The sequence below is a fragment of the Achromobacter sp. ESBL13 genome (assembly GCF_036668755.1).
GTDB lineage: Bacteria > Pseudomonadota > Gammaproteobacteria > Burkholderiales > Burkholderiaceae_B > Achromobacter.
In genome coordinates, this window is record NZ_JAZEVT010000004.1 from 116,925 (window position 1) to 141,671 (window position 24,747).

The following is a 24,747-nucleotide window of genomic DNA, read 5'->3' on the forward strand; positions in this document are numbered from 1 at the left end:
GTTGGGCCGTCGCCATGGCCCGGCAATGCGGGGTGGCGGCCAGTGAGCCAAGCATAACTCTAGAACCGGTAAGCCATCTTCAGCGATCCCGAATGGCTGTTGCCCCGGGACGCGAACTCGCCATCGTATTGCAGCCTGAAGTCCAGCTTGGTGGCGTGCGTGACCTGGAAGCCCGCGCCGATGCGCCCGACCACATTGTCGGTGGGCATCGTGGTGGTGAAGCTGCCCGCGCTGTCAGGGGCGCCGGCGAGCCTGGACTTGGTCTTCCAGCCATCCTCCGACAGCAGGGACACGCCTGCGTAGGCAAACGGCCGCAACACGGCGCCCTGCGGTAGCTCGCTGCGTCCGCCAACTTCCAAAGTGGGGGCAAGGCCGAAGACCATCTGATCGCTCCCGGCAACCTTCAGATGCAGGGCGTCACCCGACTCTTCGTAGCCGGACATGCGCGAGTAGGTCGCGTCCAGATCCACATAGGGTTTCACGTAGACGTTGCCGTCGGTAAAGGTCCTGGCCACGCGTATGCGCGCGCCGAAGCTGTACACGTCGGGCTTGGCCGTGGCTTGCGACTTGAAGTTGGGAATCGCCAGATTGCGGTTCAGGTCATACGACCCATAGCCTGCGCCCAGCGCGCCCGAAATGGTCCAAGGCCCGGCTTCGCGCTTGAGCACCAGGCCGGCATACCCCGTGTCGCCGGAACCGGTGACGCGTCGATCGTCGCCACGAAGATGCGAGTTCTGGTAGGCGAACGAGCCGCCCAGATACCAGTCCGGCGCAATCCGCCGCTGGCCGCCCAGCTGGTACGTGACGCTGTCCAGCGAGAATCCCGACGAGCCGTTGCCGCCGTCCTGGTTGGTATTGCGCCCGGTGACCTGCCCCCAGACGCAATCCTGCTCCTTGGTCATCGGGCCGTCTCCCACGAACGTCGGGCAGGACATCATCGCGCCGGTAAAGCGCGCCATGCCCAACTGCATCTGCGCGGCGGGCGCCAGCGCAACGCCGGGCGACAGGTCCGACAGGCGATTCTGGTACGAGCCGGCGCCTTGGCGCGAGGCCGCGTCCAGCACCGCGTACAGCTTGGCAAGTTCGGCGGACCCGCCTTGATCCCAATCACGTTGCAGATGGCTGGCCAGACCCGTCGCGTTGCGCTTTAACTGCATCGAATCCGCGTTGAAGTTCGCGCCGACAGAGCGCACGTGGGTCGTGCCGCCATCCTGGCGCGCTTCGTAGTCAACCACCGGGGAATCCGATGCGGTCAGGGCGCCGCTCTGCACGCCATTGACGTTCAGTACGGCCAGTTCCCGATTCGGCAACAGCGCAAGCGGCGCCACGAGCAATTTGCCGTCCAGGGTGGCGGGCCCGTTGATGGTCACGAAGTCGGATGCCATCTTGTCGAAGTCGGCCCCCACCTTGAGGGTGCCCTGCGCGGACTGCGTGTAAGTGGTGTTGAAGCTCGTGGCGATGAAACGGGTCCGGTCGTAACCCCAGTAAGTGCCTTCGCGTCCGCCCAGCGCAACCAGGCCGTTGTTTTGCAGCGATGTCCCGACGTATTGCGCGCCGGACGAGAAGGTGCCGGTATTCGTCATCCCGCCGCCGTTCTGGTAGACGTTGCCCATCAACAGGCCGGCGTTGTTGATATTGATCAGGCCGGTGGTGGCCCAGACCGCGGTGGCGCCGACCACCGAGCCCGTGCCGGCGATGTTCATCATGCTGTCGGCCGCGCTGTCCGTCCATATGGCGGTTGCTTCCTGGGAGGCGGAGCCGCCGGTAACGCTGCCGTCAATGGTGAGGGTCACGCCGTTTCCATTGGCGTTCTGCGCGAAGATGCCGATGCCGTTGACCGCCGTTGACGAGACGCTTGCATTGGCGCCGACCGTGACGTTGACGGTGGCGTTGCTGAGCATTCCCGAAGTGCCCGATCCTGCATAGACGGTATTCCCATCCGCCGCCAGCTTCAGGCCACCGGCCCCGCTGACGCTTTGCGCCAGGATCCCGATGGCGCCGGCGCCCGTCACGGCGATGATGCCGTTGTTGGTCACCGAGACGTTGCCGCCTTGCCCGTTGCCCGGGGATATGGAACCGGCTTGGCTTGCATCCACAGTGAGGGTGGGCGCGGTGCCCGGCAGACCGACCAAACCACCGCCTCCACCCACTGATTGGGCGACCAGGCCATGCGATCCGGCCCCGAAAGTCTTGATCCAGCTTTGTGCGCCAAGACTGGCAGTCACCGTGCCGCCGTCAGCCTGCGCGCCGGTCTCGGGTGCGCTACCGAAAATGCTGGTGTTGATGCCGGCGGTCGCTTGTTGATTTTGCGAGTTGATGACGATCCCGCCGCCGCCGCCCACGCTTTGCGCCAGCACCCCAAACGCGTTGTTGCCCTGCGTCGTGATGCGCAGGGCGCCGTTGTCTTGCAGCGTCACGGCGCCGCCGTTGCCTTCGCTTGTATTCTGGGCTTGGCCGGTCGACAGTTTGATGGCCGGTATGGGATCGTCGGCCACGGCAACCCGCACACTGGTACCCGCACCCGCGAAGCCGCCGCCACCGCCCACCGATTGCAGCACCGTGCCGAACGCCGCTTCGCCTTGCGTGCCGATGCTCGTGATGTTGGCCGGGGCGCCCGCAGCGGTGGAAAGGGTGACGGCCCCGCCATTGCCCGCGCCACCGCCCGAACCGCCGTAGCCGACCCCGACGGCGAGGGTGCCGAAAAAGCCGTCCGAGCCGTCCGCGGCATGGCCGCCGCCACCGCCCACGCTCTGCGCGTAGATGCCGGCCGCGCCATAGCCGCTGGTGGCAATCGATCCGCCATTGAGCGCCGTCGTCACACTGCCGCCGGTTGAGCCCTTGCCACCATCGCCGCCCACGCTGAAGTTGGAGTTCACGTCGACTTTCGTCGGATCCACCCAGCCCGAGCCCGTTGCAAGCGCGCCGCCCCCTTTACCACCGCCGCCGCCGATGCTCTGGGCAAATATCCCCGCAGACCAATCGCCCGCGGTGGTGATCGTGCCCGTGGGATCCAGATTCACCGTGACCGTGCCACCGGTATTGCCTGCGCCGCCCGCGCCGCCAATCGATACATCGTGATTAAGGTTGAGCTGATAGTTGGGCGGCTTCTCTTTCAAGAGCTTCTGGTACGCATCCTGAAGCACGTCCTTGGCATCGACGCGCCCATCAAGAATGGACACGATGGGATTGTCCGCGGAACCATCCGACCCCGCCGATCCCCCTTGGCCGCCACCACCGCCGATGGACTGCGCCTGCACGCCCGCGGCGTCACCGCCGTAGGTGGCGATGTTGCCGCCGACCGTCACCCCAACGGCGCCTCCCGCGCCGCCGGCCCCGCCCGTCTTGCCCACTTTGACGTCGAACGACGGTGATACGTGCAGGGCCAGGCCAACGAAGTTATAGGAACCGCCTTGTGACGCACCTCCGCCGCCGCCAATGCTCTGCGCCAGTACGCCCATGGCGCCGGATCCCGCCGTCTGGATCTGCCCCGTGGGCAAGACCTCCACCTGGACCAGGCCCCCATTGCCGCCGCCGGCGCCGGAACCGCCCAAGCCGATGCTGGCCGTCAGGACGGACCCGGTGCCGAAATCTTGCGTGTTTGCACTGCCGAAGCCGGCGTTGCCGCCCCCGCCCCCGATCGATTGCGCGGTGATGCCGTTGGCATAATCGCCGTAGGTTGCGATTGAGCTGCTTGCGGTGCCGGCCGGATCGGCCGTGAACGTCGCTTGCCCGCCCGATACGTTGACCAGGCCCCCCAGGGCGCTCCACACCGAATTGCCGTTGCCGCCAGCGCCGCCGTCCGCACCCACGGCCACGGCCACATTCAAGGATAAAGAGAACGCGCCTTCGGGCACCGTACCGCCGTAATCCAGCGCAGCGGCCAGCGACGACGAGTCGCCGCCCGCGCCGCCGCCGCCGCCGATGCTCTGGATCAACACACCGTGCGAGCCCTGGCCCCTGGTTTCGATCTGTGCGCCTTGCGCTGCGGCAAAGGTCACGTAGTTGCCATCACCGGCGATACCGCCAGTGCCGCCGACCGCCACCGAAACAGGAATCGAAACCTGTGTGCCGGCTTCAGTCACCGGGATCCCGATTGCCGCCGCCTTCGCCGTGGCATTACCGCCCAGGCCGCCGCCGCCACCTATGCTCTGGATGACGGCGCCAAACGAATCGATGGGCTGCGCGTTCGCCGTCAGGCACGGGTCGGCGCAGGTGCCGTTGACCAGCCGCGAGGTCTGGCCCGTCTTGATGCTGCCGCCCACCATCTGCGAACTGACGACGCCGCTGTCGCCGCCGGTGCCGCCTTGTCCGCCCACCGCCACGGCTACCGTGGCCAGCGGGCCGACGCTATAAGCGAACGCCTGCCCGCCCGTGCCGCCGCCACCGCCGATGGACTGGCCGATCAGGCCTGCCGCCTTGGTTCCCTGGGTGACGATATTGGAATTGTTCAAGTTCAGCACGACGGACCCGCCCGTGCCGCCGTCGCCGCCCGATGCGCCAACGGCCACCGAATGGAAAATGCCAAAACTGCTGGCATTGCCCCCGTTGCCGCCGCCACCGCCGATGGATTGGGCGACCAAGCCATGTGCGTTGTCGCCGCTGGTGCCGAGTGTCAGGTTGGTGGGCGTGCCGATCACTGTGCCGCCCGAGCCGCCTTTGCCGCCGGTGCCGCCAACGCTGATCAGCCCCTGCGTAGCACCGCCCGCGCCGCCGCCGCCGCCGATGGATTGCGCCAGGACACCTATCGCGGACAGCCCCGTCGTGGTGATGGTTCCGGACGCATTGACGGTCACCGTGTTGGCATTGGACTCGAACGGATTGGTGGTGGCATCGCCACCCAGCGAAACACCCAGGCCGCCGGCGCTTCCCGCCGCGCCGCCGCTGCCGCCGATGGACTGTGCCAGGACGCCCATCGCCATGGTGCCGCTGGTGTTGATGGCGCCGGTGTTCGTCACGGTAATGACGCCGGCTGAACCGGCTGCGCCGCCCGTGCCGCCCTTGCTGTAGAAAATGCCGTAGTCCACCGACCCGGCGCCGCCCGCGCCCGCCAGCGACTGCGCCATGAGGCCGACCGAGTCCGTGCCGGCGGTCGTTATCGCGCCGGCGTTGGCCACGGTTATCGCGCCCGCCGAGCCACCGTTGCCACCGCTGCCGTCCACGCCGCTCAACTGGCCGTTGCCATTGCCGCCGTTGGCGCCGGCGCCGCTGGCGGTTTGCGCCAGGATGCCGGGCGCGCCTTGCCCCTGCGTCGATATGGCCGTGTTTGCATCCGTCGATATCGTCACCGAGCCCGTCGAGCCACCGTTACCGCCGTTGCCCCCCTGGACGTCAGTCCCTGTCGCGGACGCGGCGGTGCCGCCGTCATTGCCCAGGTTCTGCACAAGAATGCCGAAGGCGTTCGCGCCCCGCGTCGAGATCGATGTGCCGGTAAGGGTCACGTTCATCGAACCCGTCGAGCCGCCGGCGCCGCCATCGCCGCCTGAACCGCCGCCGATCGTTCCGGTAAGCGTGCCGCCGTCAGCGCCTTGGCCGCCCTGCAATACCGCGTAGATGCCATGGGAGTCCTCCCCTGCGGTGGTGATGGTAATGGGCAGGGCCTTGCTGCCCGCCAACTTGACCGTCAGGCTGCCGACATTGCCGCCGCTGCCGCCATTGCCCGCGTTGCTGCTGCCAAACCCCAACGCGTCGCCGCCGTAGTACCCGCCCGCGCCGCCCGCACCGCCCACTTGCGACGTCTGAATGCCCGAGGCATGGTCGCCTGTGGTGGACAGGGCGATGGCGGTGCCGGCCGTGGTCACCCATACCCCCGCGTCCCCGGCCTGACCCCCCAGGCCGCCATTACGATCGTGATAACTGCCGCTGTTGAAGTTGCCGCCGCCGGCGCCGCCGCGCGCTGAAACCAGCAACGCCGGCAACTGGCTGCCCGTTGTTGAAACGCTGGCGTCGGTCACGTTGATCTGCAAGGGAACCTGCGAGCCGTTGATGCTGCCCGCGTTGCCGCCATTGCCGCCCAAGGTGTCGTCTTCGTCGGCCAGGCCATTGCCGCCGTTGCCCGCCAGGATGATGGCTGCCACGCCCGCCCCAGGGGCCGGCGGCGTGCCGCCCTGGGTGACGCTGACGTTGCCGCCGCTTAGCAGCGTGACCTTGGCGCTAAGGTCGCTGGCGGCACCGATGCCGGCCGCACCGCCATTACCCAGGCCCTTGTCGGTCGAATCGCCGCCATTGCCCGACGTGGATTGAGCCAGCACGCCATACAGCGCGGACGAGGCCGCCGAGTTGTTGGCCCAGACCCAGTTCAATGCCACATTGCCGGAATTGGTGACCGCGGCACTGCCGCCGCCGCCGCCCATGTTGGCGCCGCCGTCGTATTGGTCGGCGCCATTTCCGCCGCTGCTGGAGGCCAGGATGCCTGCGTACCGGCCCGTGCCCGCGAGGTTGACCTTGATGCTTCCCGTATTGACGATGGACGCCCCCGCCGACTGGCCGCCGGCCCCGCTGGGGTTATGGTCGTCCGTCGTGCCGCTACCGGCGCCGCCCTGGCTCAGCGCGCCCACGGCCGCGCCACCCGCCACCGTGACGTTGGGCAGGTTGATGCTGACGTCGCCGTGATTGGTCACCGACAGGATCTCGGTCTGCGACCGGCCGGCTACGCCGCCATTACCGCCATAGTCGCCGTTGCTGCTGCTGGCGGCATTGCCGCCCTGCATCTGCGCGAAAAGCCCGTAGAGGTTGCCGTCGCTGACGATCGACCCGCCCGCGGACTGCAACGTCAGGTTGCCTGTGTTGATCACGGTCAGGCCCTGTGTGTCGGTACCGGTCAGCGTGCCGCCCGGATTGCCGTTGCCGCCTATCGACAAGACCTCCAGCGCGGCCTTGGTTGAAGCGCCGACCGTCACCGTGATGTCCGCGCTGGCACTTGCGTTCATGGGCGGAACGGGGTTGTAGTTGCCGGCTTGGAATATGACGGGTTGCCCGGAAGTGCCTGACGTGTTGCACGACAGCCCGCCGCTGCTACCGCCGCAGTTGTACGTCTGGGCGGACGCCGTGGCGCCCAGAAAGGCGCCGGCAATCGCGGCTGAAAGCGTGGTCACGCGAAGGTAAGCCCGGCGGTTGGTCATGCAGTCTTCCGGTTATCAAGAGAGCGTTAAGGTGGCTGGCGCAGCATAAAAAACTTGTGCAACACTGTATGTCCCTAGAACTAAGGACATGACGGAACCAGCCGATGAAGGCAGACTTCCCGCTCATGCTTGCAGCGGGGCTCATTCTAGAGACCCCGTGCGCGATGTTCGATATGAATCGAAGCCGTCCGATGATCACTTGATGCGAAAAAAAGACACTGAACAAAGGTCTGAACAGGCGGCGCAACCTCCCCACACGAACGCAGCGCCGCCGCGCGCGGGCAGCGCATCGGCAGCCGGCCAAAGTCTCATACGTGTAGCGACGGTCGAAGACGACGCGGTTTGCTCACAGGCCTTGGCGCACGCCGTCCAGACCGCGCAGGGATTAAGCATGGTGTGGATGGCCGCCAACCGGCGCGAAGCCTTGTCCCTGCTACCACGCCAGCCGCTTGACGTGCTTCTGGTGGACCTGGGCTTGCCCGACGGCTCCGGCCTGGATGTGATTGCCGCGGCGCGGCAAGCCTGGCCCGATTGCGCGGTGATGGTAAGCACCATTTTTGGCGATGAGACGCACGTCCTGCGCGCCATCGAAGCGGGCGCGATGGGCTATGTGCTGAAGGACCTGAGCGCGCAGGAACTGGTCGCCGAAATCCGCAGCCTGCATGCCGGAGGCAGCCCGATCAACCCCATGGTGGCCAGGAAGCTTCTATTGCGACACACCGCGCAAACGGCGCCCGTTGAAGCTGTCGCGGCCCCCGCATGCGCGCCCCTTGTATCGCCTTCGGCGCGCGAAGCCGAGACGCTGCGCCTGGTCTCGCGGGGCTACACGGTGGACGAAGTCGCCAGCGCTTTGGGCGTCTCACCGCACACCGTGCAGACCTTTGTGCGGCGTATCTATACCAAGCTGCAAGTGAATTCGCGGGCCGAAGCGGTGCGCGAGGGCGCGCGACACGGGTGGCTCAGTGAAGACTGAACTGCCAAGCGCGACGTGGCCCCGGCTGACGTGGCCGTGGGTGGCCATCGGTCATTGGGACGCGGTGCTCAAGTCGATGCTGGGGTTTTTTCTGCTGGCTGTTTGCGGATTGGCGCACGCCCAGTCGCCCGTGCTCCATCTCACCGAAGCGCAGATGTGGTCGTCATCAAGCACGGCGTGGACGCAGCCGGTGTCGATGGCTGAACTGGACGCCGGGGACAGCGCCATCAATGCCGCCGACGCCGACTGGCAGCCGGTACGCCTGCCGCATGCGCGGCCGCGAACGCCGTGGCCCCGAGCCGCGCCGGGATCGGCGGACCGTGCCGAGGTGCAGTGGTACCGGATTCATATTCCCGCCACGGCCTTCCCGACGCCGCAGTTGCGGCTATACGCCCCACGCTGGCAGGCAACCGGCACGCTGGCGGTATACGTGAACGGACAGCGCGCCTGGCAATCGCGCGGCGACCGCGCCTGGAACAATTTCAATCATCCTTTATGGGTGGATGTGGCTGGCCTGTTGCACCCGGACAAGGATGCATGGGTGTACGTGCGCGTGGCCAACCAGCCGAATACGGGCGGCGCGCTGTCCTCGATGTGGGTCGGACCGACCGCCGACTTGTTGCCGTCCTGGCGCTGGCGCACGTTTCTACAGACGGCGCTGCCGACCTATTGGCGTGGCTCTTTCCTGTTGCTGGGATTCTTTGCCTTGGGCATCGCCATCTGGCTGCGCACGAACCGCCGTCGCGATACCAGCCTGGCGCCGGCCGGCGGGGCGTGGCCGTTCGCGCTGTTCTTCTGCATGGCGGTCGCACAGGCGCTGGCAGCCTTGCTGTTCCTGGTGGACGACGCGGGCCTGGCCATGAGTTTCGCCTGGTTCTCGTGGATGACGTTGGTGGGCATGGTCACCGTACCCGTCTGCGGCTTTTATTTTCTTGGCATGGTGCAGCATCGTCCCCGCCCGCGCCTGGGCCGCGTCCTGCTGGTGTACTGGGCCATCGTCGTCGTCGCGACGTTGCCCTATTGGTGGGCGGATCGTCCCGGGATTCTGGCCGTGCAACGCCTGGCAATTCTGCCGCCGGCCCTGGCGCAGATCTATGCAGCCATCGCCAACGCCTGGCATGAACGCAGCCGCGCCAATGTGCTGCTGGCCGCATGGGGGCCCGTGTCCTTGCTGATGGCCTGGCATGACCTGCGCATGCAGAGCTTCAAGATGGACATGGAAGGCATCTACCTGACGCCCTATGTGAATCTGGGCCTGCTCACCCTGTTCGTGTATGTCGCGTTCACGCGCTACACCCGTGCGCTGGCGGTGGCCGCGCGCGCCCGCGCGGTGCTGGCCGAGCAACTGGCCGCCCAAGAGCGCGAACTGGTCCAGGCGCACGAGCGCCTGCGCGTCGCCGAGCGCGAGCAGACACTATTGAACGAGCGCCAACGCCTGATGAGCGAGATGCATGACGGCGTGGGGTCTTCCCTGATGAGCGCGCTGCGCCAGGTGGAGCTGGGGCGCGCGCCGCTGGACATCGCTCAGGTTCTGCGCGAATGCATCGACGACCTGAAGATCGCCATCGATTCCCTGGAAATCACCGATGCCGACCTGTTGGCCTTGCTGGGGGCCTTGCGGTTTCGTATGGGCCCCCGGTTGACCGGGGCCGGAATCACGCTGCGTTGGCGGATGAGCGACCTGCCGCCGTTGCAGTGGCTCGACGCGCAAAGCGCCCTGCATGTGCTGCGTATCCTGCAAGAGGTGCTGACCAATATCGTCAAGCACAGCGACGCCACGGATATCACCGTCACCACCGCCGAAGCGACGACGGCCGCGGGTGGCACCGGCGACGCCGGGGATGTCGGCGTGTGGGTGTGCGTGCAGGACAACGGCCGACCCTTCATGCCGCCGCCGCCGGAGGTGCCATTGCCGGGGCGGCGCGGCGTGGCCAATATACGCAATCGCGTAGCGGTATTAGGGGCGCGTTGCGCTTGGCAGCCGCTATCGGGCGGCACGCTGTTCAAACTGTGGCTGCCTTTGTCCCAGAACTACGGTGAGGTTGCAAAGACCCGCGTGTCCAGCCGTTCGGTGCCAAGCGCGTGCTTGGAAAACCTGCGTTGATCGCCACGATGCCGGCTGCCTCTGCGCAGCCGGACCTTCCACCCTGACGCCGCCACCTCGAATCAATTCGCCGTGATGTTCGCGGCCTTGACGACCTTGCCCCAGCGGTCCAGTTCCGACTGCGTGTAAGCGCCCAGTTCCTTCGGCCCCATGAAGATGGCTTCGGCGCCTTGTTCGGCTGCCTTCTGGCGGAAGGCGTCCGTCTTCATGATCTTCTGGATTTCACCGGCGATCTTGTCCACGACCGGCGCGGGCGTGTCCTTGGGCGCGTACATGGCGAACCACGACGACACGATCAGGTCGGGGTAGCCCGCTTCGGCGGCGGTGGGCACGTTGGGCAGGGACGGCAGGCGGGTCTTGCCGGTGACGGCCAGTGCGCGCAGCTTGCCGGCGGCAATCTGGCCCAACAGCGGGGGGGGCGTGGTGATGGTCATGTCCACGGCGCCGCCCAGCAGGTCGTTCAGCGCGGGGCCGGTGCCCTTGTAGGGAATGTGCGTGATCTGCGTGCCAGCCATCTGGTTCAGGAGTTCGGTGGCCACCTGTTGCAGCGAGCCGTTGCCGGACGACGCGTAGTTCAGCTTGCCCGGGTTGGCTTTGGCGTACGACACCAGTTCCTTGAGCGAGTTGATGGGCAGGTCCGGGCGCACCACCACCACTTGCGGCGCGGACAGCACGTTGGCAACGGGGGCAAAGTCCTTGATGGGGTCCCAGCCGGCGGCGGGCGTTACGTGGGGCGTGATGACCTGGAAGCCGGAGTATTGCAGCAGCAGCGTATAGCCGTCGGGCTTGGCGCGGGCGACTGCCTGCGCGGCGATGCCGCCGGATGCGCCCGGCTTGTTCTCGACGACGACGCTTTGGCCCAGCGCCGCGCCCAGGGGCTGGGCGATCAGGCGGGCGGCAATGTCGGTGGTGCCGCCGGGCGCGGCGGACACGATCAGCGTGACAGGGCGGTTGGGAAAGTCCGCTTGTGCGCTGGCGGCGCTGGCGCCGACGGTGAGCGCGGCGACGATACCGGCGCGCAGGATGGTGGGCAGGCTGGGCAATGCCATGGGATGTCTCCTTGGTTTTTTATAGGTGTGGTCAAAACAAAACGGATGAAACGGCTGCGCGGGGCAAGGGCCGCGCTGCATCGGTGCTTCACTGCGTCGGTACTTCACTGCGTCGGTACTTCACTGCATCACTGCTACTGCGGAAATCTCTCGGCCAGCCACTCGGGCGCGGCATGCGTTGCCAAGCGTGGTCCCGCTTGCAGCAAGGCGTTGCTCAGATCGCGCTGCACCAGCGCCGGCAAGCCGCGCACGATGGCCAGCAATGGCTCCAGCGACACCCCTGTGTCCACGCCCATGCAGGCAAACATGTGCACGAGTTCTTCGGTGTTGACGTTGCCGCTGGCGCCGGGCGCGTACGGGCATCCGCCCAGGCCACCGGCCGCCGCGTCAAAGCGGGTGATGCCGGTCTGCCAGGCGGCCATCGCGTTGGCCAGCGCCATGCCGCGCGTGTTGTGCAGGTGCACCGTCAGCGCCACGCCCGGCAGGCGCGCGGACGCCTGTTCGCACAAGGCGGCCACTTGCGTCGGGAATGCCATGCCGGTGGTGTCGCACAGCGTGATGCCGGTGGCGCCAGCGTCAGCCAGCCGTGCAGCCAGGTCCAGCACCTGGTCCACGGCCACGTCCCCGTCGAACGGGCAACCGAAGGCGGTGGACAGCGACACGTTGCACGGCGTGCCGCTGCGGGCGGCGGCGGCCAGCACCTGCGACAGTTCCGCGTACGACTGCTCGCGCGTCATGCGCAGGTTGGCGCGGTTGTGTGTTTCGCTGCACGACATGACCAGGTTCATCTCGTCGGTGCCCGCTTCCAGCGCGCGTTCCAGCCCGCGGATGTTGGGCACCAGCGCGGTGTAAATCACGCCCGGGCGGCGGCGGATGCGGCGCATCACGTCCGTGGCGTCGGCCAGCGCGGGGATGGCCTTGGGCGAAGTGAAGCTGGTGACTTCGATGCGCGCAAAGCCGCAGTCGGACAAGGCGTCCACGAAGGCGACCTTGTCGTCGGTGGCGACCAGGGCTTTTTCAATTTGCAGGCCGTCGCGCGGGCCCACTTCGTTGATCTCGATCTTGGCGGGGCCGGCGTTCATGCAATCACTCCCTTGGCGCGCAGCGCGTCGCGTTGTTCGTTCGACAAGCCCGCCTGCGCCAGCACGGCATCGGTGTGTTCGCCCAGCGTGGGTGCGCGTTCGCGCACCGCGCCGGGGTTGGTGGACAGATACGGAAAGACGGCCGGCATTTCCACCTGCACGCCGGCGGCCGATTGCACGGTGGTGATGGCATTGCGGGCGCGGTAGTGCGGGTCGGCGGCAATATCCGCCACCGAATAGATGCGGCCCGCCGGCACGTCGGCTTCGCGCATGGCGGCCAACACGTCGTCGATCAGCCGGGTCTGCGTCCATGCCCCGATGGCGGCGTCGATTTCGGCAACGCGGCGGGCGCGGCCGTCGTTGTGCGCCAAGGCCGGGTCCTGGCCCAGGTCGTCGCGGCCGATGCGCGCCATCAGGCGGGTGTAGATGGCGTCGCCGTTGCCCGCGATCAACACGTAGCCATCCTGGCAAGGGTAGGCGTTGGACGGCGCGATGCCCGGCAGCGCGGCGCCGGCCGGCTCGCGTACGGCGCCGAACACGGAATATTCGGGCAACAGGCTTTCGCTAAGGTTGAACAGGCTTTCGTACAGCGCCGCGTCAATGACTTGCCCGACGCCGCCGCGCGCATCGCGCTGGTACAGCGCCATCATCACGCCCAGCGCGCCATGCAGGCCCGCGATGGTGTCGCCCAGCGACAAGCCGGCCCGCACCGGCGCGCGGCCCGGTTCGCCGTTCAGGTAGCGCAACCCGGCCATGGCTTCGCCGATGGCGGCAAAGCCCGGTTCGCGCGCCTTGGGGCCGGTCTGGCCGTAGCCCGAGATGCGCAGCATGATCAGGCGCGGGTTCAGCGCATGCAGGGCGTCCCACGACAAACCCCATTTTTCCAGGGTGCCGGGGCGGAAGTTCTCGATCAGCACGTCGGCCTGTTGCGCCAACAGGCGCACGATGTCCTGGCCTTCCTGTTGGCGCAGATCCACACACACCGACTGCTTGTTGCGCGACTGCGCTTCCCACCACACCGACGTGCCTTCGTGCAGCAAGCGCCATTTGCGCAGCGGGTCGCCCTGCCCGGGAGGTTCGATCTTGATGACCTGCGCGCCAAAATCCGCCAGGGTCTTGGCGGCGAACGGCCCGGCTATCAGTTGACCCAGCTCCAGCACGCGGATGCCAGCAAGAATCTGCCCAGCCATTTCGCCTCCTTGGCAACGCTTGATATTGATGATGGATAGGCGGCAGTGTGCCCGCGAAGCGACGCGGGGCGGAATGGACAATCGGGGAAAGGGGTATTCCCGGAACGAGAAACCCCGGGCAAACCCGCAGCGGTGGCAGCCTTAGTGGTCGCCGCGCAGATGCGCCAGCAACAGGCGGGCGCCCACGGTCAGCGTGTCGGCATCGCGCACGCCCAGCAGCAGCCAGCGGCGCGCCCATTCGTCGGTCAGGGCAATAAGCTTGAGCGGCATCGACCGCGCATGCGGCTCGGCCGCGATGCGCGGCAGGATGCCCACGCCACCGGTGGCCGTGACCATGCGGCAGATGGCGTCAAAGCTGCGTACCTGAATGCGCAAACGCATTGCCCGGCCCAGACGGCCGCTTTCCTCGGACAGGCGGGTGGCCAGCGACGTGGCGGGCGGCAAGCCCACGTAGTCGTAGGCCAAGGTGTCGGCAAACGCCACCTGCGCCTCGGAGGCCAAGGGATGGCGCTGCGGCACGATCAGCACCAGTTCATCCAGCCGATACGGAAAGGTCGTCAGCCCCTCGGCCGCCGTCCGGTCGGCGAACACGCCGATATCGGCGCGGTTCTCCAGCACGGCGGTCACGATGTCGCTGCTGTTCTGTTCTTCCAGGTCGATGCGCACGGCCGGGTGTCCGTCCATGAAGGCGGCCAGATCCTCGGGCAGAAACTGGGTCAGCGACGAGGTGTTGGCGGCAATGCGAACCTGCCCGCGCACCCCTTGGGCAAAGTCGGACAGCGCGCCCGTCATCTGCTCGACTTCCTGCAACACACGAAGCGCGTGCACCAGGCAGGCCTGGCCGGCGTCGGTCAGTTCCACCCCGGCCGCGTTGCGGTACAGCAGCGCGGTGCCCAGGGCAGCCTCCAGGTCAGAAATGCGTTTGCTGGCCGCCCCTACCGCCAGATGCGACTGGCGCGCGCCGGCCGAGATGCTGCCCTGGCGCGCGACGGCAACGAACAAGGTGAGGGTGACGAGATCGATACGGGCAAGGTTCATGGAAAAATCCGGCGCGGACAGGCCAGGGCGGGCGGCGGGCGCAAGGCCTCTGCCGGGGTGCCAGGGCAATAATTATGTCCGAATTTTTTCTTCCCGCCCGTTGCGGCTCAACCGCGCGTCGCGCAGCCGAGGACGGTCCTTGGCCCTTGGCCCTTGGCCCTTGGTCGTCAAGGCTGGAAGAACGCCGTGGGCGTCATCAGCCGGTTTTCCTGGCGGATCAGATAGCCGGCCTCGGCGCTCTTGGTCAGGTAGCCGGCCCAGGCGGGGTCTTTTTGCAGCGCCAGGCGCTTGGCCTCGCGGTCGGCGGCGCTGTCATAGACCCAGATGTGCATGTAGCTGTTGACGTCGCCCGTCTCGGTCTGCATGTAGGCCAGCGGCTTGCCCAGGTGGCGGCTTTGCACCTCATAGCCGTGCTCTGCATAAAGCGCCAGGTGCTTTTTGATGGTGCCGGCGCGGCAGGTGTAAGTCCGTACGTCGTAAAGCATGGTGTTTCCTTTGAGGTGTTGCGATGGGGATTGCGTAGGGGGGAGCGGTGCCAAAGCGGGCTGCAACGCGGGCTGCAACGCGGGTTGCAACGCGCATTGCAGGATCTGATCGATCGTCAGTCCGCCGTGGCGCCGGACTGTTTCACCAGCACGCTCCAGCGATCGACTTCCTGGTTCACGTATTGCTGGAACGCGGCATGGCCGTCGCCGACGGGGTCGGCGCCCAGCCCCTTCAGCTTGTCCTGCACGGCGGGGTCGGCCACGCCCTGGGTGATGGCCTGCGACAACTTTTCCACCACGGGCGCGGGCGTGGCCGCGGGCACGAACAGGCCGAACCAGGACCGGGCGTTCATGGCGGGATAAGACGTTTCGGAAAACGCCGGCACGTCCGGCAGGGCCGCATGGCGCTGCTTGCCCGTGACGGCGATGGGCCGCAAGCGGCCGGCCTGCACCTGCGACAGCACTTCAGGCAGATTCGCGAACATGATCTGGACCTGGCCGCCCATCAGGTCATTAAGCGCCTGCGAGCCCCCCTTGTAGGGCACGTGCGTCATCTGCGCGCCGGCCAGTGAATTGAACTGCGCGCCCGCCAGGTGCGACGCCGTGCCGGTGCCGCCCGAGGCGTAGTTCACGCGGTTGCCGCTGGCCTTGGCGTAGGCGGCCAGTTCTTCGGGGGTCTTGGCGGGCACCGACGGGTTCACCACCAGCAGCAAAGGCACCGACGCCAGGTTCGACAGGCCCGCGAAGTCGCCCGTCAGGCTGTAGTCCAGCTTGTGATAAAGCGTGGAATTGATGGCATGGCTGGACGTGGCCATCAGCAGCGTATAGCCGTCGGGCTCGGCGCGCGCGGCCATGACGGCGCCGATGTTGCCGTTGGCGCCGGCTTTGTTTTCCACCACTACCGGCTGGCCCAGGCGGGCGGACATGGACTGCGCCACGGTGCGCGCGATCACGTCGGTGGCGCCGCCGGCGGCAAAGGGCACGATGATGCGCAGCGGGCGCTCGGGGTAGGCCGAGGCTGCGTCGGAGGATGCCGCGAACGATGCAGCGCCAAGGGTCGCGGTGCCCAGCAAGGCGGCCACGGCCAACCGCCGCAGGGCGGGCAGGGGGGTATTCATAGTCTCTCTCCAGGTGTGGTCATTTTTTTTATGGGATCGCCGCGCGCCGTTCTTGCGACTGCTGCGCGGCAATCCAATCCTGAACGTCAGGAAGCGGCAAGCTGCGCTTGTTTGCGCAGGCTGGTCAGGGTGGCCCGGGGCGTAATCACCTCGGGGTCCAGACAAAGTTCGATCAGATAGGGTGACCCGCTGTCCAGCGCCCGCGTCAAGGCGGGCGCGAAGCCTTCATGGCTGTCCACGCGTTCGGCCGGCACGCCGAACGATTCCGCGTAGGCCACGAAGTCGGGGTTGCACAGGTCCGTGCCGAGGGTCCGGCCCGGATAGTTCTTTTCCTGATGCATGCGGATCGTGCCGTACATGCCGTTGTTGAACACGATGAAGATGATGGCCAGGCGGTGCTGCTTCACGGTGGCAAGCTCTTGCGAGGTCATCAGAAAGCAGCCGTCGCCCGCCAGGCAGACCACCTGCCGTTCAGGGTGGCGCAGCTTGGCCGCGATGGCGGCGGGCACGCCGTAGCCCATGGCGCCGCTGGTGGGCGCAAGCTGGGTGCGCGGGTGGCTGAAGCGGTAGTAGCGATGCGCCCAGGCGCTGTAGTTGCCCGCGCCGTTGGTCAGGATGGCGCGCGGGTCCAGCCCTTCGCGCAGGGCAACGATGATGCGCGCCGGGTCCATGGGCAGATCGGTGGCCGGCGGCTCCGTGTAACGCACGTAGCTTTGCCGCAGCCCGTCCAGCCAGCCGCGCCACGGGGTGCCGTCCACCGGCTCCAGTGCGGCGGCTGCGTGCGCGAAGGCGTCCAGCCCCGACGGTATCTTCAACGCGGGCTGATACACGCGGCCCAGCTCTTCGGGGCTGGCCAGCACATGGATCAGCGTCTGCTCGGACACGGGCGATTGCAGCAGCGTATAGCCGCCCGTGACCATTTCGCCCAGGCGCGCACCCACCGCCAGGATCACGTCGGCGTTGCGCACGGCGTCAGCCAGTTCAGGATTCACGCCAATGCCCACTTCGCCCACGTATTGCGGGTGGTGGTTGTCGTACAGATCCTGCCGGCGAAACGAGCACGCCACCGGCAGGCTGTTGCGGCTGGCGTAGCGGGCCAGGGCATCCAGGCCCGCGTCGGTCCAGCCCGACCCGCCCACCATCATCAACGGCCGCCGCGCGCGGGCCAGCAGGGCGCGCATGTCGGCCAGCGCGTCGGGCGCCGGATGCGCCTGCGGAAACTGAATCGTGCCGCAGTCCCGCGGCGGGGCCAGTTCGGTCAGCATGTCCTCGGGCAGCGCCAACACCACGGGACCGGGCCGGCCCGACATCGCGACCGAGAAGGCGCGGTTCAGGTATTCGGTGACGCGCGCGGCGCTGTCGATCTGCGCCACCCATTTGGTGAACTGGCCGAACATGCGCCGGTAATCGATTTCCTGGAACGCCTCGCGCTCGACCATGTCGTTGCCCACCTGGCCCACCAGCACGATAAGCGGCGTGGAATCCTGAAACGCCGTCTGCACGCCGATGCTGGCGTTGGTGGCGCCGGGGCCGCGCGTGACCATGCAGATGCCGGGCCGGCCGGTCAGCTTGCCGTGCGCCTCGGCCATGAACGAGGCCGCGCCTTCGTGGCGGCAGGACACCAGGCGGATGCGCTCGCGTTCCGTGTAAAGCGCGTCCAGCACGTCCAGATAGCTTTCGCCGGGCACGCCAAATACCGTGTCCACGCCGTGTTGCAGCAGCGCGCGCACCACATGCTGGCCGCCTGTCATCAATGTTGGGGTGTCGTTCATCGCAGTTTCAATCAAGCCGCAAGGCGGCGGGTTGGGTCTGGATGAACTGTACGCAGCCCGGCCTTGGGCGCGTTAGGACAGATCAGAGCTTGTATTGCACTTTTTCGCGCGTCTGCCCGCGCGGCCATCAGCTGATGGGGCGGTCGTACTTCTTGCGGAAATCGCCGGCGGTGCTGCCGGTGTGCTTCTTGAAGAAGCGGGCAAAGTAAGAGGGGTCTTCGAAGTTCAGCTGGAACGCAATTTCTGCGATGCTCAGGCCCGTATTGCTTAGCAGGCGCTTGGCCTCCAGCGCGACGCGCTCTTGCACCAGCTGGCTGGCGGTGCGCCCCACGCTGCGCTTGACGGCATCGTTCAGCTGGCGTTCGCTGACGCACAGCGCGTCGGCGTATTGGCGGATGGCGTCGAAGTCCAGATAGTGTTCTTCGATCAGCATGGTGAACCGCTTGGCTAGCGAATAGCTGGGGCCGGCGGCGGACTCGCGCTCATCGGCCGGGTAAAGGCGGCGCAGCTGCGTCAGCAGGATCAGCAGGTAGGAACGCACGACGTCAAAGCGCCCGGTCTGACGGTCACGCGTTTCGCGTTCAATTTCATTGAGCAGCGGCAGCATGCCGTCGTGCTGTTCACGCGACAGATAAATGGCGGGCGAGCCGCCCGCCAGATGAAAGAACGGAAACTTGGCGATGTCGTCCGCGCGCGGGAACATGTGGGCGAAGAAGTCCGTGCTGATATTCAACACGTAGCCGCGCGGCTTGACGGACGAGGTCCAGGCGTGGATCTGCCCGGGCGACAGGAAAAATACCGAGTGGTCGCGCACCTCGTGCTGTTCGAAGTCCAGCATGTGGGTGCCGCTGGCCTGGCTCATCCAGAGCAGGTGGTAGTAGTTGTGCCGATGCAGGAAGCCGCGCGGGATATCGTCGCGGTCCTGCAAGCGCACAAGATCGAAATAGAACGAGCCCTCGCCCGAGAAATCGGAAGTCTCAAAGGTGGGAAAGGGGGGCGCGTTGGGCGTGTGCGGGCCTGCGGACAAGCGGGAAGTCTCCTGGGCGGCGCGCGAGGCGGCTCGATTTTTTTGCCATGATATCGCCAAACTCACCAAGCCGCGGCTGCCGTAAACCCGGTGTTGCCCGCCTTGACGTTTTCATGACCTGCCTGCGCCGCCCGGCAGCCTTATGACCCTTGAGGCAGTTTCGCGATCACCTTGATCTCGAAGTCAAAACCGCTTAACCAGGTCACGCCCACGGCAGTCGCGGTGGGATACGGTGCCCGACCCCAGTATTGCGGCACCACCTCAGTCCAGATCCGCTCGAAGTGCGATTGCGGGTCGGTCATGAAGACGGTCACATCCACCACATCGTCGAACGTGCAGCCTGCCGCCTTCAGAATGGCGTTCAGGTTGTCGAACGCCAGCCGCACCTGCGCATCCAGCTCGGGCTCCGGTGTGCCGTCCTCGCGGCTGCCGACCTGCCCGGATACGAACAGAAAGCCGTCGGACCGGATGGCGGGGGAATACCGGTGGCGCTCGTACAGCGCGTGGCGGTCAGGGGGGAAAACGGGGTTTCGCGTCGTCATGGAGTGCTCCTTCAAGCGGGCCGACATGGCCCGTCGTTAGCGATGGGTTCACTGTAACGACGCGCCAGCGGTCGATAAACGCGCAAGCTTGTCCATCACTGTTTGTAGAATCCAAACATTCTTCAAACGGGCGGGGGCCTACGATGGACCGTTTCGATGCAATGCAGGCGTTTGCGCGCGTGGTGGAGGCGGGTAGCTTCACCAAGGCGGCCGAAACGCTGCACATCAGCAAAACCACCGTGACACAGCTGGTGCAACAGCTTGAGGCGCGCTTGCGCGTGCGGCTGTTCAACCGCACCACGCGGCAGGTCAACGTCACCGCCGATGGCGCGGCCTATTACGAGCGCGTCATCAAGCTGCTGGCCGACATGGACGATGCCGAGACCAGCCTGTCGGTGGCCTCGGCCTTGCCTCGGGGACGCTTGCGGGTCGATGTGCCCAGCCCGCTGGCCCGCATGGTGCTGATCCCCGCGCTCCCGTCGTTTCACGCGCAATATCCCGACATTCAACTGGACATGGGCGTCAGCGACCGCATCGTTGACGTCATTGCCGACAACGTGGACTGCGTGGTCCGGGGCGGCGAACTGACCGATCTGTCGTTGACGGCGCGCCGCGTCGGCGATTTGCAATTGGCAGTGTACGCCGCGCCCGCTTACCTGGAACGGGCCGGCCTCCCCACGCATCCGCACGACCTGGAAAACACGCATCACCGCGTCGTCGGCTACCTGTGGCAGCGGCTGGGCAAGGCGTTTCCGTACGCCATGCATCGCGGCGACGAGCATGTGCGGGTGCATGGGCGCTATGTGTTGGCGGTGGATGACGGCAACGCGTACCTGGCGGCGGGGCTGGCGGGGATGGGGGTATTGTGGCTGCCCCAATACATGGCCGAGCCGCATGTGGCGACGGGCGAATTGACGCCGCTGTTTCAGGACTGGCGGCTGGACCCGATGCCGTTGACCATTGCATTTCCGCCCAATCGGCACGTCAGCGCCAAGCTACGGGTGTTCATCGATTGGGTGGTGGCGCTGATGGGGCAGTACGCACCGGCGGCAGGGGCACAGGCGGCAACGAAGGCGACAGCGCAGGACGCAGCGAAGGCAGCAACGAAGGCAGCAACGAAGGCAGCGACGGGAGCAGAGACGCAGAATAGGGCCGATCCGCCGACTTGATCGCCCCGGCATCACAAGCCTGTATCCCCGCTTCAGGGCGCGAAAAAGCTCAGCCCTGCGCGCGCCGGGGCAGCCAGCGCCAGAACACCCCGGCCGCCACCAGCCCCAGCGTGCCCACGCCAAACGATGCGCCGCCCAGCGACACCAAGGCGGTCAGCACCGACAGTGCCACGGGCCCGCCGCTGGCGCCCAGGTCCGCCATGAAGCGCCAGATGCCCAGGAACTGCGTGCGCGCGCCGGGCGGCGCGGCGTCGGCGCCCAGCGTCATCACAATGCCGGAACCGATGCCGTTGCCAAAACCCAGCAGCGCCGACACCAGGATGAAGCTGGCCACGCCGCCGGTCAGCGGGATTGCCATCAGGCTCAACCCCATCAGCAAGGTGCAGGGCAGCGCCACCCACAGGCGGCCGCGCTGGTCCATCACCTTGCCGGCCGGATAGAACACCGACATGTCCACGGCGGCGACCAGGCCGTAGACGAGCGACGTGGTGGCGGCGTCCAGGCCCAGGTGATCCGCCCACAGCGGGATCACCACCTGGCGCGACGCGCGCAGTGCGCTGATCAGCATCACGCCCACGCCCAGCGTGGCGTACACGCCGCGATGGTCGCGCGCCACCTCGCCGATGCGGGCGCGCGGCGCACCCGCGTGCGAGCCGCCCGAGGGTTCGATGTCGGGCGCCTTGATCGCGATAAGCCCCGCGCCCAGCATGGCGCAGATCGCAATCCAATAGGCGCCGTCCAGCCCCACGAAATGGATAAGCGCCGCGCCCGCGAAGGGGCCGATGAAAGTGCCGATGCGCGTGGTGCCGCCCAGCGTGGACAGCGCCCGCGCGCGATACGCCAATGGCACGACTTCGATCATGTAGCTCTGGCGCGCCAGTTGAAACACCGACTGCGCACAGCCCTGCATCAGCATGGCCACCGCCAGCACCCACAGGTGCGGCACCCCGATCACCAGCGCCAGGCCAAGCACGCTTAACAGCGCCGCGCCGGCCATGGCGCGCTTCTCGCCAAAGCGCTCGGTGATCAGGGCCGATGGGATGTTGGACAGCAGCGAGCCCACCCCGATCAGGGCGGCGATCAGGCCGGCGGTGGCCACGGACGCGCCGTGGTCACGCGCGGTCAGTGCGATCACGGGAAGGATGGCGCCGTTGCTGATGCCATAGAGCAGCGACGGGCCGAACGCCGGAACGGCGATGCGCTTCAGATTGAACGAATCAGATTGCGACATGAAGGAACGGTGGGAACTCGGCCGTCTGCCGACCGCCTTGCCAGTGGCGCGGGGCGGCCCGGCGACCATGGGTGCGGGATTCCGAGAGTGTAGCGGTAGCCCCGCGCGGCTGCCTGTCAGGCGGCTGACAGTGGGGCTGAAAAACGGGCTGAAAAATCGGCTGAAAAACGGGCTGAAAATCGTGCTGACGACCGGGCAGACGCTGACGCGCGCCGGTCACGCCCGGCGCGCTCCCATCAATCGGGCTTTGACGCTTCTGTCTCGGTACCGGACTCGGCAATCATGCGCAGGCATTTGACGAACAGGGCTCGGTATTCCTCGGGCAGCCGAGCCAGCAATTGGTCTTCCACCACCACGTCGCGCGGCATCACCCTGCTCAGCAGCTCCAAGCCGGCCGGCGCGACATACAGCTGGTAAGCGCGGGCATCCGTGGGTGACGGCCGGCGTTCTATCAGCCCGCCGCCATGCATGCGCCTGACCATTTCAGCAACGGTGTTGCGGTCCATGGCCAAGCGTTCCGCCAAGGAATTCTGGCTAAGGCCGGGCTCTTGGTAAAGCAGCACCAAGGCGGCCTTTTGTCGGGGCGTAACCCCTTCGCCCGCGAACGTAGCCGCGAAGATCTCCTCGGCCTTGAAGTGCGCGCGCCGCAGCAGATGCGACGGCACCTCTTCAAGACGGAAATTTCGCAGCAGGGAGTCGACTTGCGCCTTGGCGGGCGCAAGCGACACGCCCGCCGGGGCGGACGTGCGGGCGGACGTTGGGGGGGCGGGCTTGGAGGTAGGTGATCGGGCCATTGTGGTCGAATTTTCTGCGGTCGTTGTCGCGATTAGGATGGGTCCCTGCGTAGTTACAATAACACGTACACGTACAAGATAAGCACTATTCGATGGTTTGGCTCATCACTGAAAATCAATAAATCCGACGACAGATATAGGGTAATTACGCGTTTCTTGGCATGTGGCTCCGCCCTACGATAGTACGCATACGTCTTATGTGTCTTGTAAAGCCGCCCCGCCGGATGCCGCGACCGAGGTGAGCTTGAACTGTCAAGGTAAGGAGCTTCACCATGAGCGAAGGTCAAATTCTTTCCGGCTTCCTGGCTCCCCATCCGCCTCATCTGGTCTACGGCGAAAACCCGCCTCAGAACGAGCCGCGCTCTGAAGGCGGCTGGGAGCCGCTGCGCTGGGCGTATGAGCACGCGCGCGAAAGCATCGAACGCCTGAAGCCGGACGTGCTGCTGGTCCATTCCCCGCACTGGATCACGCAGGTGGGGCACCACTTTCTTGGCGTGCCCAGACTGGCGGGACGATCCGTTGACCCCATCTTTCCCAACATCTTCCGCTATGACTTCGGCATGGACGTGGATGTCGAACTGGCCGAGGCCTGCTGTGCAGAGGCCGCCAACCTGGGGCTGGTCAGCAAGATGATGCGCAACCCGAAGTTCCGGCCGGACTACGGCACGATCACCACGCTGCACATGGTCCGGCCGCAATGGGACATTCCCGTGGTGGGGATATCCGCCAACAACACGCCGTATTTCCTGAATACAAGGGAGGGGCAGGGCGAGATGGACTTGCTGGGCCGGGCCACGCGCGAGGCCATCCGCAAAACCGGGCGCCGCGCCGTGCTGCTGGCCAGCAACACCTTGTCCCACTGGCATTTTCATGAAGAGCCCGCGCTGCCCGAGGACATGACCAAAGAGCACCCCGAGCGCTATGACGGCTACAAGTGGGACGTGCGCATGATCAACCTGATGCGGCAGGGCCGCATGCAAGAGACCTTCCAGCTGTTGCCGCAGTTCATCGATGAAGCCTTTGCCGAAGTGAAGTCCGGCGCCTTCACATGGATGCATGCCGCGATGGGCTATCCCGAACTTGCCGGCAGGCTGCATGGCTACGGCACCGTCATCGGCACCGGCAACGCGGTGATCGAATGGAACCTTCAGGACGCGGGTCTTTCAAGCCTGACGCCGGCTGCCCGGGCCGCCTGATCGCACCGTCTTGCAAAAGAAAAAGGGGAATGACATGAGCATCGTATCCGCGTTTCTTGTACCCGGCAGCCCGCTGCCGCAGTTGCGCCCCGACGTAGCGCCGTGGGGCCGCCTTCGAGACGCCTTGGCGCAGGCGGGCAAATCGCTGGCTGAATCCAAACCCGATTGCGTGCTGGTCTATTCCACGCAATGGTTCGCCGTGCTGGACCAGCTTTGGATCACCCGGGCACGCAGTACCGGCCTGCATGTCGATGAAAACTGGCACGAGTTCGGCGAGCAGGCGTTTGACATCTATTCGGATGCCGCCCTGGCGCACCGCTGCGTGCGGGCTTGCAATGACGCCGGCATCAAGACACGCGGCGTCGACTACGACCAGTTCCCGATCGACACGGGCACGATCACCGTGACCACACTGATGCACTTCGGTACGCCCGCGCTTCCCGTCGTCATCGCCGCCAACAATCTTTATCACGGCCCCGAGCAGACCGAGCAGCTGGGCGCCATCGCCGCGTCGGCCTTGCAGGACAAGCGTGTGGCGGTGGTGGGAATCGGGGGACTGTCCAACAGCATGTTCCGCGAAACCATCGACCTTCAGGAAGACCACATTCTTTCCGACGCCGATGACACGTGGAACCGGCGCCTGCTGGCGCTGATGGAAAGCGGCGACGTGGAAACCCTGCGCGCCAGCCTGCCCGACTATGCCAAGGAAGCGCATCCGGACATGGGCCTCAAGCAGTTCCATTGGCTGCTGGGCGCGATGGGCGGAAATTTCAAGCAGGCAATCGTGCATGGGTATGCACCGCTATATGGCAGCGGCGGCGCTGTCGTGGAATTCAAGCTTCAGTAGCGCGTGGCCGAA

General features: G+C 66.4%; 17 protein-coding genes. 5 read left to right on the plus strand and 12 right to left on the minus strand.

Going from position 1 to position 24,747, the window contains the following annotated elements; translation table 11 throughout:
* Positions 1 to 59: 59 nt before the first annotated feature.
* Complete coding sequence (locus V6F88_RS17410; protein WP_332611007.1) at positions 60 to 7,118, minus strand: autotransporter outer membrane beta-barrel domain-containing protein; 7,059 nt, start codon at positions 7,116 to 7,118, stop codon at positions 60 to 62.
* A 310-nt stretch (positions 7,119 to 7,428) separates the two neighbouring features.
* Here V6F88_RS17410 and V6F88_RS17415 point away from each other — a divergent pair, with 310 nt between their 5' ends.
* Positions 7,429 to 8,091: a response regulator transcription factor gene (locus V6F88_RS17415; RefSeq protein WP_332611432.1), complete on the plus strand. Its 663-nt coding sequence runs from the start codon at positions 7,429 to 7,431 to the stop codon at positions 8,089 to 8,091.
* On the plus strand, positions 8,081 to 10,195 hold the full coding sequence (locus V6F88_RS17420; protein ID WP_332611008.1) for a sensor histidine kinase: 2,115 nt from the start codon (positions 8,081 to 8,083) through the stop codon (positions 10,193 to 10,195). Before V6F88_RS17415 ends, V6F88_RS17420 begins: the two co-directional genes overlap by 11 nt.
* Before the next feature lie 62 nt (positions 10,196 to 10,257).
* Here the strand turns inward: V6F88_RS17420 and V6F88_RS17425 are convergent, their stop codons facing one another.
* The 9 genes from V6F88_RS17425 to V6F88_RS17465 all read right to left on the minus strand — a co-directional run bounded on the left by V6F88_RS17425 (position 10,258) and on the right by V6F88_RS17465 (position 19,498).
* On the minus strand, positions 10,258 to 11,244 hold the full coding sequence (locus V6F88_RS17425) for a Bug family tripartite tricarboxylate transporter substrate binding protein (RefSeq protein ID WP_332611009.1): 987 nt from the start codon (positions 11,242 to 11,244) through the stop codon (positions 10,258 to 10,260).
* Between the two features lie 134 nt (positions 11,245 to 11,378).
* The gene (locus V6F88_RS17430) at positions 11,379 to 12,326 is read right to left on the minus strand and encodes a hydroxymethylglutaryl-CoA lyase (RefSeq protein WP_332611010.1); all 948 of its coding nucleotides are present in this window, start codon (positions 12,324 to 12,326) and stop codon (positions 11,379 to 11,381) included.
* The gene (locus V6F88_RS17435) at positions 12,323 to 13,516 is read right to left on the minus strand and encodes a CaiB/BaiF CoA transferase family protein (RefSeq protein ID WP_332611011.1); all 1,194 of its coding nucleotides are present in this window, start codon (positions 13,514 to 13,516) and stop codon (positions 12,323 to 12,325) included. Before V6F88_RS17435 ends, V6F88_RS17430 begins: the two co-directional genes overlap by 4 nt.
* Positions 13,517 to 13,657: 141 nt before the next feature.
* Positions 13,658 to 14,554, minus strand: coding sequence for a LysR substrate-binding domain-containing protein (locus tag V6F88_RS17440; RefSeq protein WP_332611012.1), 897 nt, complete (start codon positions 14,552 to 14,554; stop codon positions 13,658 to 13,660).
* A 167-nt stretch (positions 14,555 to 14,721) separates the two neighbouring features.
* Complete coding sequence (locus V6F88_RS17445; protein ID WP_332611013.1) at positions 14,722 to 15,039, minus strand: NIPSNAP family protein; 318 nt, start codon at positions 15,037 to 15,039, stop codon at positions 14,722 to 14,724.
* Between the two features lie 116 nt (positions 15,040 to 15,155).
* A complete protein-coding gene (locus V6F88_RS17450) occupies positions 15,156 to 16,157 on the minus strand; it encodes a Bug family tripartite tricarboxylate transporter substrate binding protein (RefSeq protein WP_332611014.1) in 1,002 nt (333 codons plus the stop codon).
* Between the two features lie 86 nt (positions 16,158 to 16,243).
* Positions 16,244 to 17,929, minus strand: a complete 1,686-nt coding sequence (locus V6F88_RS17455; RefSeq protein ID WP_332611015.1) for a thiamine pyrophosphate-binding protein — start codon at positions 17,927 to 17,929, stop codon at positions 16,244 to 16,246.
* Between the two features lie 127 nt (positions 17,930 to 18,056).
* Complete coding sequence (locus V6F88_RS17460) at positions 18,057 to 18,956, minus strand: helix-turn-helix domain-containing protein (protein WP_332611016.1); 900 nt, start codon at positions 18,954 to 18,956, stop codon at positions 18,057 to 18,059.
* 140 nt (positions 18,957 to 19,096) lie between these two features.
* The gene (locus tag V6F88_RS17465) at positions 19,097 to 19,498 is read right to left on the minus strand and encodes a RidA family protein (RefSeq protein ID WP_332611017.1); all 402 of its coding nucleotides are present in this window, start codon (positions 19,496 to 19,498) and stop codon (positions 19,097 to 19,099) included.
* A gap of 143 nt (positions 19,499 to 19,641) precedes the next feature.
* Here V6F88_RS17465 and V6F88_RS17470 point away from each other — a divergent pair, with 143 nt between their 5' ends.
* Positions 19,642 to 20,667, plus strand: coding sequence for a LysR family transcriptional regulator (locus V6F88_RS17470; RefSeq protein WP_332611018.1), 1,026 nt, complete (start codon positions 19,642 to 19,644; stop codon positions 20,665 to 20,667).
* A gap of 49 nt (positions 20,668 to 20,716) precedes the next feature.
* On the opposite strand, the gene V6F88_RS17475 is transcribed toward V6F88_RS17470, so the two are convergent.
* Positions 20,717 to 21,898, minus strand: coding sequence for an MFS transporter (locus tag V6F88_RS17475; protein ID WP_332611019.1), 1,182 nt, complete (start codon positions 21,896 to 21,898; stop codon positions 20,717 to 20,719).
* 236 nt (positions 21,899 to 22,134) lie between these two features.
* Positions 22,135 to 22,692 (minus strand): MarR family winged helix-turn-helix transcriptional regulator, encoded by a 558-nt coding sequence (locus V6F88_RS17480; protein ID WP_332611020.1) that lies wholly within the window; start codon positions 22,690 to 22,692, stop codon positions 22,135 to 22,137.
* A 272-nt stretch (positions 22,693 to 22,964) separates the two neighbouring features.
* Between V6F88_RS17480 and V6F88_RS17485 the strand changes: the two genes are divergently transcribed.
* Together V6F88_RS17485 and V6F88_RS17490 are read left to right on the plus strand one after the other, a co-directional pair.
* The gene (locus tag V6F88_RS17485; RefSeq protein WP_332611021.1) at positions 22,965 to 23,888 is read left to right on the plus strand and encodes a tRNA U-34 5-methylaminomethyl-2-thiouridine biosynthesis protein; all 924 of its coding nucleotides are present in this window, start codon (positions 22,965 to 22,967) and stop codon (positions 23,886 to 23,888) included.
* A 34-nt stretch (positions 23,889 to 23,922) separates the two neighbouring features.
* The gene (locus V6F88_RS17490) at positions 23,923 to 24,735 is read left to right on the plus strand and encodes a tRNA U-34 5-methylaminomethyl-2-thiouridine biosynthesis protein (protein WP_332611022.1); all 813 of its coding nucleotides are present in this window, start codon (positions 23,923 to 23,925) and stop codon (positions 24,733 to 24,735) included.
* Positions 24,736 to 24,747 lie beyond the last annotated feature (12 nt).